Raw genomic sequence first — 15,526 nt, forward strand, 5'->3', positions numbered from 1 at the left:
CCAACGATCGTTGCGGGGACGGGTCAACGATCGTTGAGTACCGGCCCGGCGGCCCGTAGGCTGTGCCACCGTTGCCCGTGACCGCCCGCCTGGGAGCGCACCCGTGGAACCGCCCCCGCAACTGCCCGGCACCCTGCGGCGCTTGGACGTGGTCGCCGAGCGGAGGGGCCTGGACCGGTCCCGGCTGCTGGACCCGCGGGCGCTGGCCGCGCGGACGGCCCTGCCCGTGGGCACCGTCCGCACGCTGCTCGCGGGCGGGAGCGCGCCGCCCGAGACCGTCAACGACCGGGTCTGCGCCCGCATCAAGGCGGTGGCCGCCGGGCATCTGGCCCGGACGGGCGGGCGGATGTCGGACCTCGCCGCGGAGATCCACACGCGTCTCGGCGTCTCCGCGTACTGGGCGCGCCAGGTGTGCGGCGGCAGGAAGGTGCCCAGCGTCGAATTCCTGCACGGTCTCGTGGAGTTCTTCGGCGTGGAGGGCGGCGAGGCGTTCTTCACCGCCGGGGCTCCCCAGGCCCTCAACCGGGTCCTGCTGCCGGTGCTGCGGGAGCTGGAGGAGGCGGGTCCGGTCCCCGAGCAGCCGGAGGCCGACGCGTCCGGGACGCTCCAGGAGGTGCTGCACCGCTTCCGGGGACTGGACGAACAGGAGCAACTCCAGGCGCTGATGCGGCAGTTCGGCGTCGACCCCGAGGCCCTCGCCTTCCGCGGCTCCGCGCCGCCCACCGCCGGCCGGCTGGCCGCCCTGCTGATCCTCGCGCTGAAGGACGACGACGCATGACCGACACAGAAGTGCGCACGAGCGGGGGCTTACTCCCGCCCCGGCGGTTCCTGCCCCGGCTCGTGCGCGACACGACCCGGCGGGTGACGGTCCCGGTCGGGCCGGAGGCGTTCCTCCGGGCGCTGTGCGAGACGCTCGGTCCGCGGCTGGACCGGCCGATCCGACTGAAGTTCGTGCGCTTCCCGCCCGGGATGGAGGTCTCCGGGGTCACCTTCGCCACCGACGACGCGTACGTGGTCGTGGTCGAGGACGCCGTGCCCGACGCCCACAAGTTCGTCATCACCGGGCATGAGATCGGGCACTGCTACTACGGCACGCTGGACGTGCACTATCCGTCCGCGGCCCCGGCCGCCGCGCGCAGGCTGCTGGCCCGTCCCGACGACGACGTCCCCTGGGACCAGGTCGTCGCCCTCGCCACCCGCTCCCCCGCCGCGAGCGACCCGGCCGCCGAGTGGCAGGCCGAGGAGTGCGGCCTCCGCCTGGCCGCGCGGTTCCACAAGGTGGTCGGTCCGCGGGCGACGCCCGGCCGGCCCACGCAGGACACGCTGACGGAGCGCCTGTCGTCGTCCCTGACCAACCTCGGCGACCTGTGATGGCCTGGGACCCAGCCGGCCACCACCTCGCCTACGCCGTCCCCGCGGTCCTCGGGACGACGGCGCTCGTGATGAAGCTGCCGCTGCTGCGGCGGGCCTGGCACGACCCGATCCTGCGGGCCACGGCGCTGCTCCTCGTCATCGGCGTGGTCAACTTCCTTTCGCTGCCGCCGCCGAGCCTGCGGCTGATCAACCGGCTCACCGGCGTGCCCAACTTCGCGGCGCCGTGGGCGTATTCGCTGCTGACGGTGTACTGCGGCGCGTGTCTGTGGCTGGTGCTGCTGTGGAAGAACCCGCCCTCGCCCACCCGCCGGCGCCAGATCCGTGCCGTGGCCGTGAGCTACACGGCCGTCGTCGTCGGCCTCTGGGTGACCTTCCTGCTCGCCGACGCCCCCGTGGAGCGGCTGCGCGACCTGGACACGTACTACGCCGGCACCCCGTGGATGCGGGAGCACATCCTCCTGTACCTCCTGGCGCACATGGTCTCCGCCGTCGTCACCGCCGGCATCCTGTGGGCGTGGTTCAAGGAGATCGACCAGGTGTGGCTGCGCCGCGCCGTGGTGCTGCTGCAACTCGCCTACGCCCTGGGGATCCTGTACGACATCGCCAAGCTCACCGCGGTGGGCGCCCGGTGGGCCGGCCGGAACTGGGACTGGCTGTCCACCTACGCGGCGCCGCCCTTCGCCATCGCCGAGGCCGTCCTGGTGGCGGTGGGCTTCATCATCGGGCAGGCCGGCCCCCTGGCGCAGGAGCGGCTGAGGGTCCGTCGCACCCACCGCCGCCTGGCACCCCTGTGGGAACTGGTGCGCACCGTCAGTGTCTCCCCCGCACCGGCGACGGGACGGGTCGGCGGGGCCGCGCTGCACCTGGAGATGCGCCGGGCCGCCATCCACGACGCCCTGCTCACCCTCGCACCGCAGCTCAGCCGCTCCCGACGCGATGCGGCCTACCGCCAGGCCCTGGCGGCCGGTCATCCCGAGTCCGCCGCGCGGGGCATCGCGGACGCGGTGGACCTGACCGTCGCCGTCGAGGCCGTCCGGTGCGGCCGGGCCGCCCCCGAGGCCGGCACCGCCTCCCCGGAGGCCGGAGCCGCTCCCGGCAGGTCCGGCCCGGACAGTGAGCTGGAGTCCATCGCCCATGCGCTGCGCCGTCACGCAGCCGACGTCGAATCGATCCGCCGGCAGGCGGCCGCAACAGAAGGTCATTCCTCCCATGCCTGACATCACCGGACGCCGCTCGGCGGTCGTCATCGGCGGCAGCGTCGCCGGTCTCCTCACCGCCGCGGCCCTGACCGAGTTCGCCGACGTCACGGTCGTCGAACGCGACGCGCTGCCCTCGGGCCCCGCACCACGCCGCGGGGTCCCGCAGGCACGCCACGCCCACGTGGTGTGGACCGGCGGGGTACGGGCCTTCGACGCGCTGCTGCCCGGACTGGTCGACGAGATCGTCGCCCACGGCGCCCGGCTGCACCGCATCATGGCCGACATGGTCTCCCGGGCCCCCAACGAGATATGGTTCCGCCGCTTCACCGGCCCCACCCACCACGTCCTGGTGTGCTCCCGGGACCTGCTCGACTTTGTGGTCCGCGAGCGGGTGCTGGAGGACCGGCGCATCATGCTGCTCCAGGGCACCACGGCCCTCGGCCCGGCCGGGGACGCCCGCCGGGTCACCGGCGTACGGGTCCGCACCGGCGACCGCACCCGCACCCTCGCCGCCGACCTCGTCGTCGACGCCTCGGGACGCGGGTCCCGGTCCCCCCACTGGCTGCGGGAGCTGGGACTCCCCCGGGTCGCGGAACGGGAGATCGACGCGGGCATCACCTACGCCACGCGGCTGTACCGGGCCCCGGGGAGGGCCACGGACACCGCCTTCCCCATCGTCAACGTCCAGGCCAACCCGGCCAAGGCGCCCGGCCGGGGCGGCATCGTCCTGCCCATCGAGCAGGGCCGCTGGATCGTCACCCTGGCCGGCACCCGGGGCGCGGAACCCACCGGCGACGCCGGGGAGTTCACCGACTTCGCGCTCGGCCTGGACGATCCCGTCATCGGTGAACTGATCAAGGACGCCGAGCCGCTGACGGAGGTCGTCACGACCCGGAGCACGGCCAACCAGCGCCGCTACTACGAGAAGATGCCGAGCTGGCCCGACGGCTTCACCGTCCTCGGCGACGCCGTCGCCGGCTACAACCCCGTCTACGGCCACGGCATCACGGTGGCCGCCCAGAGCGCCCTCGCCGTCCGGGACACCCTGCGCGCCGCGGACGTCACCGCACCCGGAACGGCACGGCGCCTCCAGCGTGCGACGGCCCGTCCCGTCGGCGCGGCATGGGACCTGGCCGTCGGGCAGGACGCCTTCTACCCCGGCGCCGCGGACACCCCGCCCACCCTGGCCGAACGCTTCCTCGCGCGCTTCGTCGACCGCGCCGTCGCCACCGGCGCGCGCAATCCCCGGGCCATGCAGGCGCTGCTCGACGTGATGAGCCTCGACAAGCCGGCGACGCGGCTGTTCTCGCCCGACATGCTCGTGCCCATGCTGCTGGGTCCGAGGAGACCCCCTCTGCCGGGTCCTCCGCTCACCGAGACGGAACGCAAGACCGTGATCACCTGACGCGGCGCCCGCACCGTGATCACCCGACGCGACGTCCGCACCATGATCACCTGTGCTCGCGATCAGCTCACCGTGATCACTCGGCTCCGGTCCCGTCGCGGTTCCTCAGCGGACTTTGGCGGCTTTCTTAAGGCTTCTTGAAGATGACCTTCGAGGGGCCTTCCGCGGGCCGGCGCCGCCCTAGGCTCTCGGTCAACCCCCCACAGTCCCGGTGGGCGCGATCGCGTCCACCGGGTCTTCATCGCCGACCGACAGCCGAGGTGCCGTACGCATGGGTTCCCGCCGAGCCGACCGTCCCTCCCGCTCCCACGCCCGCCCCAGGCGGGGGCTGCTGACGCGCAAGACCGCGCTCGTGCTCGGTGCCGTCACCGTCACGGCGGGCGTCGGGGTCACGGTGGCCGTCGCCGGCGGCGACGGGAAGCGGGCCTCGGACCAGGTGGCCGCGAGCACCGACCGCCGGACGCCGGGCGCCGGTGCCGCGGCGGGCGGCGCCATCCCGACGGCGTCGCCGTCGACGGGCCCGAGCGCCTCGGCGAGTGCCTCCGGCCCGGCCGCGACGCCCTCGGCCGAGCCGGAGCGGACGGCGAGCACGACGCACCCGGCGAAGAAGGCCGCGCCCGCCTCCGAGCCGTCGGTGCGGCGGACGCCGAAGAGCACGAGCGGACAGCCGGCCGGCGGCGGTGGCGGCTCGGCGGCCGGAGCGGGTTCCGGCTCCGGCTCCGGTGCCGACTCCGGCTCCGGAGCGGGGGCAGGTTCGGGTGTCGCGGCCGGCGGGCCGGAGGCACAGGTGCTGGCGCTGGTGAACGAGGAGCGGGCCGCGGCGGGCTGCTCGCCGGTGACCGCGAACGCACGGTTGACCCGGGCCGCGGACGACTACAGCGACGTCATGGCCGAGAGCGGTGTGATGTCGCACACGGGCCCCGACGGCTCCACGATGACCACCCGCGTGGAGGCGGCCGGCTACGCGTGGTCGACGCTGGGCGAGAACATAGCCCGGGGGCAGGCCGACGCGGCGTCGGTCATGAGGTCCTGGATGAACAGCCCCGGCCACCGCGCCAACATCCTCAACTGCTCCTTCGAGGAGCTGGGCGTCGGCGTCCACTTCGGCGACGGCGGCCCCTGGTGGACCCAGAACTTCGGCAGCCCCCGCTGAGGCAGCGCGCGCAGGCTCCCCGCCCGGCGTGCCGGACCTCTCGCCGTCACGCCCCTGCTCGCCGCCGCCCCGTCAGCCCTGCGCGCCGGCGAGCGCGAACGACACCCGCACCCGCGCGCCGCCCATCGGCGCGCGGGTGATCGTCAGTTCGCCGTCCGCCGCACGGGCGGCCCGGGCCACGATGTCCAGGCCGAGGCCCGTGGAGCCGCCGACGCTCACACCGCGGGTGAGGGCCGCCTCCGGGTCGGCGACGCCCGGCCCCGCGTCGTCCACCGTGAGCAGCACGTGCCGGTCCGCCCGCTCCACCCGGACGACGAAGGCGGTGCCCTGCGGGGTGTGCCGGAAGACGTTACCGATCAGGGCGTCCACGACGGCGGCCAGATCGTCCTCGGGGAAGCGGACCGGTGTACGGCGCGGGGTGAGGTACCTCTCGTACGGGCGGTTCTGCTGTGCGGCGAGCACCGACCAGAAGTCCAGGCGCAGGGCGACCACCTCGGCGACGTCGCAGGGCTTCGCCGTGGCGGGCGCCGCACCGCGGGGCTGGCCGGCGGCCAGGGGCGTGCGGGCCGCGGTGATGATGGAGTCCAGCTCGCTCTCCAGCTGCGCGGCGGCCTCGGTGACCCGCCGGGCGCCGGGGGTCGCGCCCATCCGGTCCGCCTCCAGGTAGAGGGCGGTCAGGGGGGTGCGCAGCCGGTGGGAGAGGTCGGCGACCAGTTCGCGTTCGACGGCGAGCAGGTCGACGACCCGGTCGGCCATGGTGTTGAACGCCACTCCCGCCTCCTGGAGCTCCGGCGGGCCGTCCGGTTCCACCCGCACGTCGAGGTCGCCGGAGCCGAGGGCGAGCGAGGCGCGCTTGAGGCTGCGGGAGGACCGTACGACGCGGGCGCCGAGCCGGTCGGCGACCAGCACCGACCCGCCGACCAGGCCCACCGCCAGCAGGGCCATGACGCCCCAGGACGCGGCCACGCCGCGGGTCAGGTCGGCGGCCGGGACGAAGGCCTCCACCACGGCGACGCGGTCGCCCGGGAGCACGACGGGCTGGAGGTAGACCCAGCCGTCGGCGGTGTCCACCGCGAGCGTCTCCCGGCCCCGTACCGCCCGGTCGAGGGCCTCGCGGGGCGCGTGCGGGGTGCCCACCAGGCCTCCGTCGGGCAGCCGTACCGCGAGCTGCTCGGGCGAGCCGAGTTCGGCGACGGCCTGCTGGACGTCGGCGCGCTCGGTGGTGAGCGCGAGCACCGGCGACAGTGCGGCGGCGCGCTGCTCGGCCACGGTGGTGGCCTGGTCGCGGGCCTGTTCGCGGACGAGGAGGGCGAGCGGCACGAGGAAGGACAGGGCCACCATCGAGGTGACCGCGAGGGCGATGCCGGCGAGCGCGCGTCTCATGGCGAGCTGACCAACTTGATACCTATTCCGCGCACCGTGTGCAGGTATCGCGGCTGCCGCGCCTTTTCCCCCATTTTCCTGCGGAGTGCGGAGAGATGGACGTCCACCGTCTGGTCCTCCAGGTACGGCTGCTGCCAGACCTCGGCGAGGATGTGCTGCCGGGACATCACCCGGTCGGCGTTGGCGGCGAGATAGGCGAGCAGGTCGAACTCGCGGCGGGTGAGGGACAGCTCCCGGCCGGCCAGGTGCGCGGTGCGGGCGGTCGGGTCGATGCGCAGGTCGCCGACCTGGAGGACCTGCTGCCGTGCGGTCCGCACCTCGGCGGGCGCGGACCGGCGCAGCACGGCGGCGAGCCGCGCGGCGAGCTGACCGCCGGAGAACGGCTTGACCATGTAGTCGTCGGCGCCGGCGTTCAGCAGCCGGATGATCTCACTGTCGTCGTCGCGGGCGGTGGCGACCAGCACCGGCACCCGCGAGATGCCCCTGACCATGCGCAGCACGTCGAGCCCGTCGAGGTCGGGCAGCCCGAGGTCGAGCACGACGATGTCGGGCGGGCTCTCGGTGATCTCGCGCAGCGCCTCGAAGCCCTGGTGTGCGGTCTTCACCGCGTAGCCGTGCCCGGTCAGGACATCGATCAGCGCGGCCCGGATCACCGGGTCGTCCTCGACGACAAGTACGGAGGCCATGGGCAGGCACGTTAGCCGGTCCGTCACTATGGTGTCGTGTCCCGCCTCCTGCGCTACCTGATCCTCTGGCTGTCCTGCACGACGGCGAGTGTGACGGCCGTCATCCTCACGATCCACTTCGTCGTGGGATCGACCCGGCCGACGGCACCGGTCGCGCAGTCGGCGCCGCGGGAGCTGCCGGCGTCGCCGCGGCCGGAGGCCACCGGGAGCGCCCGACCCTCGCCCAGCCCGTCGCCGAGCCGGACGAAGACCGCGCCGCCCAGCCCGACGCCGGCCCGTACGTCCCCGCCGCCGCGGCGGACACCGTCGGCGCCGGAGCCCAGTACGACGACGGCCTCCCGGACGCCGGAGCCGAGCAGCGGCGCCCCGCGGTGCGACGGGGGCGCCTCCGGCGTGTACACGGTGCCGTCGGAGGGCGGCAAGGTGACGGTGCGCTTCGGCGGTGACGACGTGTGCCTGGTCTCCGCCGTGCCCGAGCGCGGTTTCACCGTGAGCACGGAGCAGAGCGCGCCGGAGACGCTGACGGTGACGTTCTCGGCGAGCCGCCACCGCTCCGAGGTCACCGCGACCACCCGGCCGAGGAACCAGGTCGGCGTCCGCGAGATCTCGTTCTAGCATCCGCGCGCACTGATGCAGGGAGGGGCGGGCCGGAGCGGCACCGGCCGACGGCCGGTCACCCGCGCCTTTGTCTCCGTGAAGGAAGAAGTGTCGAGATCTTGTGCGAAAGGGGTTACGCCCCCGAACGAAGCGCACTAACTTCCGTGAAATGAACCGGTCATGACACGACGGCCGGTGTTTCATGGCGCGACGGCGCGCGCCTGTACTCCCCCCGGCAGGGCGGCTCCGGCCTGCCGTACCCCACCCCCCATGGGAGACACCTGTGCGCACAAGACCGTATCGACGCAGACTCCTTCGATGGCTGGTACCGGCGGTGGTCTGCGCCGTCGGTGCCGTGCTGCCCGCGGTACCGACGGCGGCCACGGCCGCGCCGAACGGACCGGACGGGCCCGGCGGCGCCCGCGAGGCCGCCGCGGCCCCGGACTTCCAGCAGGTCACCCTCGCCAAGGGCCTGGCCGAGACGGGCGAGCCGATGACCCTGGCGGTACTCCCCGACCGTTCGGTGCTGCACACCTCGCGCGACGGCACCCTCCGTCTCACGGACGCCGCCGGCACCACCAGGACGGCCGGCCGGCTCGACGTCTACAGCCATGACGAGGAAGGCCTCCAAGGCGTCGCGGCGGACCCGGACTTCGCCACCAACCGGTACGTGTACCTGTACTACGCGCCCAAGCTCGACACGCCGGCCGGTGACGCTCCCGCCGACGGATCGGCCTCGGACTTCGCCCGGTTCGACGGCGTCAACCGGCTCTCCCGGTTCGTGCTGAGGACCGACGGCACGCTCGACCTCGCCAGCGAGAAGAAGATCCTCGACGTGCCGGCGTCCCGGGGCACCTGCTGCCACGTCGGCGGCGACATCGACTTCGACGCCGAGGGCAACCTGTACCTGTCCACCGGTGACGACACCAACCCGTTCGCCTCGGACGGCTTCACCCCGATCGACGAGCGCCCCTCCCGCAACCCCGCCTACGACGCCCAGCGTTCCGCCGGCAACACCAACGACCTGCGCGGCAAGGTGCTGCGGATCAAGGTGAACGCGGACGGCTCCTACTCGATCCCCGACGGCAACCTCTTCGCGCCCGGCACCGCCCGGACCCGGCCCGAGATCTACGCCATGGGCTTCCGCAACCCGTTCCGGATGAGCGTCGACAAGGCCACCGGCATCGTCCACCTCGGCGACTACGGCCCCGACTCGGGTACCTCGAGCCCGACGCGCGGGCCCGAGGGCCAGGTCGAGTTCAACCGGATCACCCGGGCGGGCAACTTCGGCTGGCCGTACTGCACCGGCGCCAACGACGCCTACGTGGACTACGACTTCGCCACGGGTGCCTCGGGTTCCGCCTTCACCTGCTCGGCGCCGCGCAACACCTCCCCGAACAACACCGGACTCGCCGAGCTGCCCCCGGCGCAGCCCGCCTGGATCCCGTACAACGGCACGTCCGTACCGGAGTTCGGCGGTGGCTCGGAGTCGCCGATGGGCGGGCCGGTCTACCGCTACGACGCCGCCTCGACGTCGGCGGTGAAGTTCCCGCAGGAGTACGACGGCGACTTCTTCGCAGGGGAGTTCGGCCGGCGCTGGATCAAGCGCGTCGAGAGCGCGGGCGACGGCACCGTCCAGTCCATCAACGCCTTCCCCTGGACCGGCACCCAGGTGATGGACATGGCCTTCGGCCCGGACGGCGCGCTCTACGTCCTGGACTACGGCACCGGCTACTTCAACGGCGACGAGAACTCCGCGCTGTACCGCATCGAGCACGTCACCGGCGGCCGCGCCCCCGTGGCCCAGGCCGCGGCGGACGTGACGTCGGGTCAGGCCCCGCTGACCGTGTCGTTCTCCTCGGCGGGCAGCTCCGACCCGGACGGCGACGGCATCACGCACCGCTGGACCTTCGGTGACGGTTCCTCGTCGACGGCGGCGAACCCGTCGCACACCTACCACGCCAACGGCCAGTACACGGCGACCCTGACGGTGACCGACTCCACCGGCAGGTCGGCGACCGCCTCCGTGCAGATCACCGTCGGCAACACCGCCCCGAAGGTCACCCTGGACACGCCTCTGGACGGCCGCATCTACGACTTCGGCGCGGCGATCCCCTTCAAGGTCACCGTCACCGATGCCGAGGACGGCACGATCGACTGCTCCAAGGTCAAGGTCAGTTTCATCGTCGGCCACGACAGCCATGGCCACCCGCAGACCTCGGCGACCGGCTGCACCGGCACCCTCCAGACCCTCGCCGACGGCGAGCACGACCCGAACGCCAACATCTTCGGGGTGATCGACGCCGAGTACACCGACGGCGGCGCAGGCGGCCAGCCCGCCCTGACCACCCACGACCAGCACATCACCCAGCCCACCCACCGGCAGGCCGAGCACTACGGCGACTCCGCGGGCGTCCAGGTCGTCAGCCATGCCCCGGCGCACGGGGGCAGGACCGTCGGCCACATCGAGAACGGCGACTGGATCTCGTTCAAGCCGTACGCGCTGGACAACGCGACCCGGTTCACCGCCCGGGTCTCCTCGGCGGGCGCGGGCGGCACCATCGAGGTGCGCGCCGGTTCGGCGACCGGCACCCTGCTGGGCACGGCGACCGTGCCGGTGACCGGCGGCTGGGAGAACTTCGTGGACGTGACCGCGTCCCTCACCGACCGGCCCGGCACGACCACCACCCTGTACCTGGTGTTCAAGGGCGGCGCGGGCTCCCTGTTCGACGTGGACGAGTTCTCCTTCGCCACCTCGGGCGGCCCGGGACCGCGGTCGGGTGCGGTGAAGGGCGTGAACGGCAAGTGCCTGGACGTCTCCGGCGGAGCCACCGCCGACGGCACCCAGATCCAGCTGTGGACCTGCAACAACACCGCGGCCCAGACCTGGACCCTGCCCGGCGACGACACCCTGCGCGCCCTCGGCAAATGCCTCGACGTCTCCGGCGGAGCCACCACCGACGGCACCAAGATCCAACTGTGGACCTGCAACGGCACCGGCGCCCAGCAATGGACCCCCCAAACCGACGGCACCCTCCGCAACCCCCGGTCCGCCAAATGCCTCGACGCCTCCGGCGGCACCTGGAACGACGGCACCCCCGTCCACCTGTGGACCTGCCACACCGGCCCCAACCAGAAATGGACCCTGCCGTGACCGTCCCGCATGATCACAAGGAGGTGAGTCACCCATGCGCAAGCGACTGCGGACGGTAGTGGCCCTGCTCGCCGGAGCCCTGCTGGCCACCACACCGACCATGTCCTCGGCCAAGCCCGCGGACGGCCCGGCGGACAGTTCCGCGGACGCGGCGGTCCGCGCCGCGGACCCCGCCTACAAGGTCCTGGTGTTCTCCAAGACAGCGGGCTTCCGGCACTCCTCGATCGACGACGGCATCGCCGCGCTCCGCGACCTCGGCACCGTGAACAACTTCACGGTGGACGCCACCGAGGACGCGAACGCCTTCACCGCCGGCAACCTCGCCCAGTACCGGGCGGTCGTCTTCCTCTCCACCACCGGCGATGTCCTCGACGGCACCCAGCAGACCGCCTTCGAGCAGTACATCCAGGCGGGCGGTGGCTACGTCGGCGTGCACGCCGCGGCCGACACCGAGTACGACTGGCCGTTCTACGAGGGCCTCGCCGGAGCCCTGTTCCACTCCCACCCCGCGATCCAGTCCGCGACCGTGAAGGTCGAGGACCGGGCCCATGACGCCACGGCCCATCTGGGCGGTGCCTGGCAGCGCACCGACGAGTGGTACAACTACCGCACCAATCCCCGCACCACCGCCCATGTGCTGGCCTCGCTCGACGAGTCCAGCTACAGCGGCGGGAACATGTCCGGCGACCACCCGATCAGCTGGTGCAAGGACTACCGGGGCGGCCGTGCCTTCTACACCGGCGGCGGCCACACCGACGAGTCCTACGGCGAGCCGGCGTTCCGCCGCCATCTGCTGGGCGGCATCCGCTGGGCCGCCGGGATGACCGAGGCCGACTGCCGGCCGGAGACCGGCTACCGGCCGCTGTTCGACGGCTCCGGCACGACCGGCTGGAGCCAGGCGGGCCCCGGCGGCTTCACCCTGGCCGACGGCACGCTCACCTCCCACGGCGGCCTCGGCATGCTGTGGTACTCCGCCGAGGAGTTCACCGGCGACTACTCCCTCAAGCTGGACTGGAGGACGGCCGGAGACGACAACTCGGGGGTGTTCGTCGGGTTCCCGGCCTCCGGCGACCCGTGGTCGGCCGTGGACAACGGCTACGAGATCCAGATCGACGCCACCGACGCGCCCGAGCGCACCACCGGCTCCGTCTACGGCTTCCAGTCGGCCGACCTGGCCGCCCGCGACGCCGCGCTCAACCCGCCGGGTGAGTGGAACACGTACGAGATCCGGGTCACGGGCGAGCGGCTGGAGCTGTTCCTCAACGGTCGTAAGATCAACGACTTCACCAACACCGACCCGGCGCGCAGTCTGGCGCAGGGGCACGTCGGCCTCCAGAACCACGGCGACGGTGACGAGGTGTCCTTCCGCAACGTCCGGATCCGGACGTCGGACCCCGGCCCCGGCCCCGGCCCCGGTCCGCGGTCGGGTGCGGTGAAGGGCGTCAACGGCAAGTGCCTGGACGTCTCCGGCGGAGCCACCGCCGACGGCACCCAGATCCAGCTCTGGACCTGCAACAACACCGCCGCCCAGACCTGGACCCTGCCCGGCGACGACACCCTGCGCGCCCTCGGCAAATGCCTCGACGTCTCCGGCGGCGGCACCACTGACGGCACCAAGATCCAACTGTGGACCTGCAACGGCACCGGCGCCCAGCAATGGACCCCCCAAACCGACGGCAGCCTCCGCAACCCCCGGTCCGCCAAATGCCTCGACGCCTCCGGCGGCACCTGGAACGACGGCACCCCCGTCCACCTGTGGACCTGCCACACCGGCCCCAACCAGAAATGGACCCTGCCCTAGCGGCCGGGGACGGTGACGGAGGGCCGGGCCGCGCGCTCGGCCCTCCACGCAGGTCGGGGCACGGGGCACAACGGGCCGGGGATCCGCTTTTGGGCCGCTGACATGGGGGAACCCGGGGGTTCGTCCCGGTTCGCTCGAACGACAGGAGGCCGCCGTGGCGGACGAACAGCGCGCCCAGCAGGACCCGACCACCCAGCATCCGCGCCCCGACTTCCCGGCGCAGGACCAGCCGCACCCGGGCTGGACCGGGCCGATGGACCCGCCGCCGGACCACGGCGAGGAGTCCTACCGCGGCTCCGGCCGGCTGGAGGGCCGCAGGACCGTCATCACGGGCGGTGACTCCGGTATCGGGCGGGCGGTGGCGCTGGCCTTCGCCCGTGAGGGCGCCGACGTGCTGTTCACCTACCTCCAGCAGGAGGAGGACGAGGCGCGCGAGACCGCACGCCTGGTGGAGGACGCGGGCCGCAAGGCGGTCGCCGTCTCCTGCGACATCCGGGAGGAGGCGAACTGCCGGGCCCTGATCGAGCGGGCCGTGTCGGAGTTCGGCGGCATCGACGTCCTGGTGAACAACGCCGCGTACCAGATGGCTCAGCCGGACGGCATCGAGGCCATCGGGACCGAGCAGTTCGACCGGGTGATGCGGACCAACCTGTACGGCATGTTCTGGCTGACGAAGTTCGCCCTGCCGCACATGCCCGAGGGGGCCAGTGTCATCAACTCCACCTCGGTTCAGGCCTACCAGCCCAGTCCGCATCTGCTGGACTACGCGATGACCAAGGGTGCGATCGCCACCTTCACCAAGGGTCTGGCCCAGATGGTCGCGGACCGGGGCATCCGGGTGAACGCGGTCGCCCCGGGACCGGTGTGGACGCCGCTGATCCCGGCGACGCTGCCGGACACGGCGGAGTTCGGCAAGCAGAGTCCGCTGGGCCGCCCCGCGCAGCCCGCGGAACTGGCTCCCGCCTACGTCTATCTGGCCTCCCAGGAGGCGAGCTACATCACCGCCGAGATCCTCAACGCGACCGGCGGCCAGCCCCTGCCCTGACCGGTCCTGCGGCCCGGACGGCTACGGCGCACCAGGTGACGTTCCGGGCCGGTCGCGGGCCGGCTCCAGGGGCGGCGCGGAGACCCCGCAGTGCATCCGGCACTCCGGTTCGGTGGCGGGTTCGGCGGCCGGAGCGGCGGCGGGCGTGCGGACGGACGTCCAGGCGATGAGGGCGCCCAGCACCAGCACGCCCGCGCACATCGGCATGGCCTGCCGGAAGGTCTCCTGGAACTGGTCCGGCGACCGGTACGCCTCCGGGCCCATGCCCGTCAGCAGGGGCAGGGCCGCCACCGCCAGCAGACCCGCGGCCCGCGCCGCCGCGTTGTTGATGCCGCTGGCCAGGCCGGCCCGCCCGGCCTCCACCGAGGCGAGCACCGTGGCGGTCAGCGGCGCGACGAGGGTGACCATTCCCAGTCCCAGCACGGCGAGCGCCGGCAGCACGTCCGCCACGTAGGAGGCGCCCTCGCCCACGCGGAGCATCAGCAGCATCCCGGCGGCGCACAGCAGGGGCCCGACGGTGAGCGGCAGGCGCGGCCCGATGCGCTCACCGAGCGCGCCGGAGCGGCCGGAGAGCAGCAGCATCAGCACCGTGGTCGGCAGCAGCGCGGTGCCGGCGCCCAGCGCGGAGTACCCGGCGACGGTCTGGAGCTGGACCGCGGCCAGGAAGAAGAAGCCGCCGAAGGCCGCGTAGACGCAGAGGGTGACGAGGTTGGTGGCGGTGAACAGCCGGGACCGGAAGACGGCGGGCGGCAGCATCGGGTCGGGGCGCCGCCGCTCGAGGAGCACGAAGACGGCTCCGAGCACGAGCCCGGCCGCCCCGGCGACGAGGACGCCGTCGATCAGGGCGTACGTGAGGAGGGCGAGGACCGCCGCGCCGAGCACCGCGCCCAGGACGTCGAAGCGGCCCCGCCGGCGGGTGTCGCGGGACTCGGGCACGTGACGGAGCGCGACCGGCAGGCACAGCAGCGCCAGCGGGACGTTCAGCAGGAACACCCACCGCCAGCCGGGCCCGTCCACCAGCCAGCCGCCGACGAAGGGACCGACGGCCGCCCCGACGCCGCCGAGGCCGGACCAGACGCCGACCGCCTTCGCCCGGTCGTCGGGGTGGAAGGTGGCCTGGATGAGCGCCAGCGACCCCGGCGTGAGCAGCGCGCCGCCGACGCCCTGGAGGGCGCGGGCGGCGATGAGCACCCACGGCTCCGGGGCGATCCCGCACAGCAGCGAGGCGAGCGCGAACCAGGCGACGCCGACGACGAAGACCTTCCGGCGGCCGTACCGGTCCCCCAGCGCCCCGCCGAGCAGGATCAGGGCGGCCAGGGTGAGCATGTACCCGTTCACGGTCCACTGCAACGCCGCCAGGTCGGCGCCCAGGTCGCGCCCGATGTGGGGCAGCGCCACGTTGACGACGGTGGAGTCGAGCATGGCCATGGTCGAGCCGAGGACGGTGGTCAGCAGTACCCACCGTCCCGCGGCCGTCCCGGTCCGTACGCTTCCGGCGCCGTGCTCCATGGCAGGCATCCTCCCCGCCCGGCGCTCCCACGGCCAGCCCGCGACCGGACAGGAGGCCGCTGCGTGACCGGCACGGCGAACCCGACGCCCCGCACCGAGGGCACGGCACCTCCCCGGCACGTCCCCGCCGTGCTCCTCCTCCCGGTCTCCCGCGCCGGCCGGCCGCCGGCAGGACAGGCGTTCCCGTCATCGCCCGTCGGGTGATCGCGGTCCCGCTCCG

General features: G+C 73.4%; 13 protein-coding genes. 9 read left to right on the forward strand and 4 right to left on the reverse strand.

The features are described 5' to 3' along the window. Positions 1-103: 103 nt before the first annotated feature. From ACZ45Q_RS21295 to ACZ45Q_RS21315, 5 genes are all read left to right on the forward strand, one after another. The gene (locus ACZ45Q_RS21295) at positions 104-778 is read left to right on the forward strand and encodes a hypothetical protein (RefSeq protein ID WP_468263553.1); all 675 of its coding nucleotides are present in this window, start codon (positions 104-106) and stop codon (positions 776-778) included. Further along, positions 775-1,371 (forward strand): M48 family metalloprotease, encoded by a 597-nt coding sequence (locus ACZ45Q_RS21300; RefSeq protein ID WP_468263556.1) that lies wholly within the window; start codon positions 775-777, stop codon positions 1,369-1,371. Before ACZ45Q_RS21295 ends, ACZ45Q_RS21300 begins: the two co-directional genes overlap by 4 nt. Then, the gene (locus ACZ45Q_RS21305; protein WP_468263558.1) at positions 1,371-2,591 is read left to right on the forward strand and encodes an MAB_1171c family putative transporter; all 1,221 of its coding nucleotides are present in this window, start codon (positions 1,371-1,373) and stop codon (positions 2,589-2,591) included. The genes ACZ45Q_RS21300 and ACZ45Q_RS21305 overlap by 1 nt, the downstream gene beginning before the upstream one ends. Beyond that, positions 2,584-3,978: an FAD-dependent monooxygenase gene (locus ACZ45Q_RS21310; protein WP_468263562.1), complete on the forward strand. Its 1,395-nt coding sequence runs from the start codon at positions 2,584-2,586 to the stop codon at positions 3,976-3,978. Before ACZ45Q_RS21305 ends, ACZ45Q_RS21310 begins: the two co-directional genes overlap by 8 nt. 271 nt (positions 3,979-4,249) lie before the next feature. Then, entirely contained in the window at positions 4,250-5,131 is an 882-nt protein-coding gene (locus ACZ45Q_RS21315; protein WP_468263565.1) for a CAP domain-containing protein, read from the forward strand. A 72-nt stretch (positions 5,132-5,203) separates the two neighbouring features. Here ACZ45Q_RS21315 and ACZ45Q_RS21320 read toward each other — a convergent pair whose 3' ends face one another. Genes ACZ45Q_RS21320 through ACZ45Q_RS21330 form a run of 3 tightly spaced genes read right to left on the reverse strand, consistent with a single transcriptional unit; the run spans position 5,204 to position 7,601 of the window. Continuing rightward, positions 5,204-6,514, reverse strand: a complete 1,311-nt coding sequence (locus ACZ45Q_RS21320) for a sensor histidine kinase (protein WP_468263568.1) — start codon at positions 6,512-6,514, stop codon at positions 5,204-5,206. Continuing rightward, positions 6,511-7,200 (reverse strand): response regulator transcription factor, encoded by a 690-nt coding sequence (locus ACZ45Q_RS21325; RefSeq protein ID WP_468263571.1) that lies wholly within the window; start codon positions 7,198-7,200, stop codon positions 6,511-6,513. Before ACZ45Q_RS21325 ends, ACZ45Q_RS21320 begins: the two co-directional genes overlap by 4 nt. 53 nt (positions 7,201-7,253) lie before the next feature. Then, positions 7,254-7,601: a hypothetical protein gene (locus tag ACZ45Q_RS21330; protein ID WP_468263575.1), complete on the reverse strand. Its 348-nt coding sequence runs from the start codon at positions 7,599-7,601 to the stop codon at positions 7,254-7,256. On the opposite strand from ACZ45Q_RS21330, the gene ACZ45Q_RS21335 reads away from it, so the two are divergent. From ACZ45Q_RS21335 to ACZ45Q_RS21350, 4 genes are all read left to right on the forward strand, one after another. Continuing rightward, a complete protein-coding gene (locus tag ACZ45Q_RS21335; RefSeq protein ID WP_468263578.1) occupies positions 7,594-7,815 on the forward strand; it encodes a hypothetical protein in 222 nt (73 codons plus the stop codon). The genes ACZ45Q_RS21330 and ACZ45Q_RS21335 overlap by 8 nt on opposite strands. Positions 7,816-8,080: 265 nt before the next feature. Beyond that, positions 8,081-10,951, forward strand: coding sequence for a PQQ-dependent sugar dehydrogenase (locus tag ACZ45Q_RS21340; RefSeq protein WP_468263581.1), 2,871 nt, complete (start codon positions 8,081-8,083; stop codon positions 10,949-10,951). A 34-nt stretch (positions 10,952-10,985) separates the two neighbouring features. Further along, positions 10,986-12,752, forward strand: coding sequence for a ThuA domain-containing protein (locus tag ACZ45Q_RS21345; RefSeq protein ID WP_468263584.1), 1,767 nt, complete (start codon positions 10,986-10,988; stop codon positions 12,750-12,752). Between the two features lie 154 nt (positions 12,753-12,906). Then, the gene (locus ACZ45Q_RS21350) at positions 12,907-13,797 is read left to right on the forward strand and encodes an SDR family oxidoreductase (protein WP_468263587.1); all 891 of its coding nucleotides are present in this window, start codon (positions 12,907-12,909) and stop codon (positions 13,795-13,797) included. A gap of 21 nt (positions 13,798-13,818) precedes the next feature. On the opposite strand, the gene ACZ45Q_RS21355 is transcribed toward ACZ45Q_RS21350, so the two are convergent. After that, entirely contained in the window at positions 13,819-15,306 is a 1,488-nt protein-coding gene (locus tag ACZ45Q_RS21355) for an MFS transporter (protein ID WP_468263590.1), read from the reverse strand. Positions 15,307-15,526 lie beyond the last annotated feature (220 nt).

It is taken from the genome of Streptomyces sp. NPDC031049, assembly GCF_055571015.1.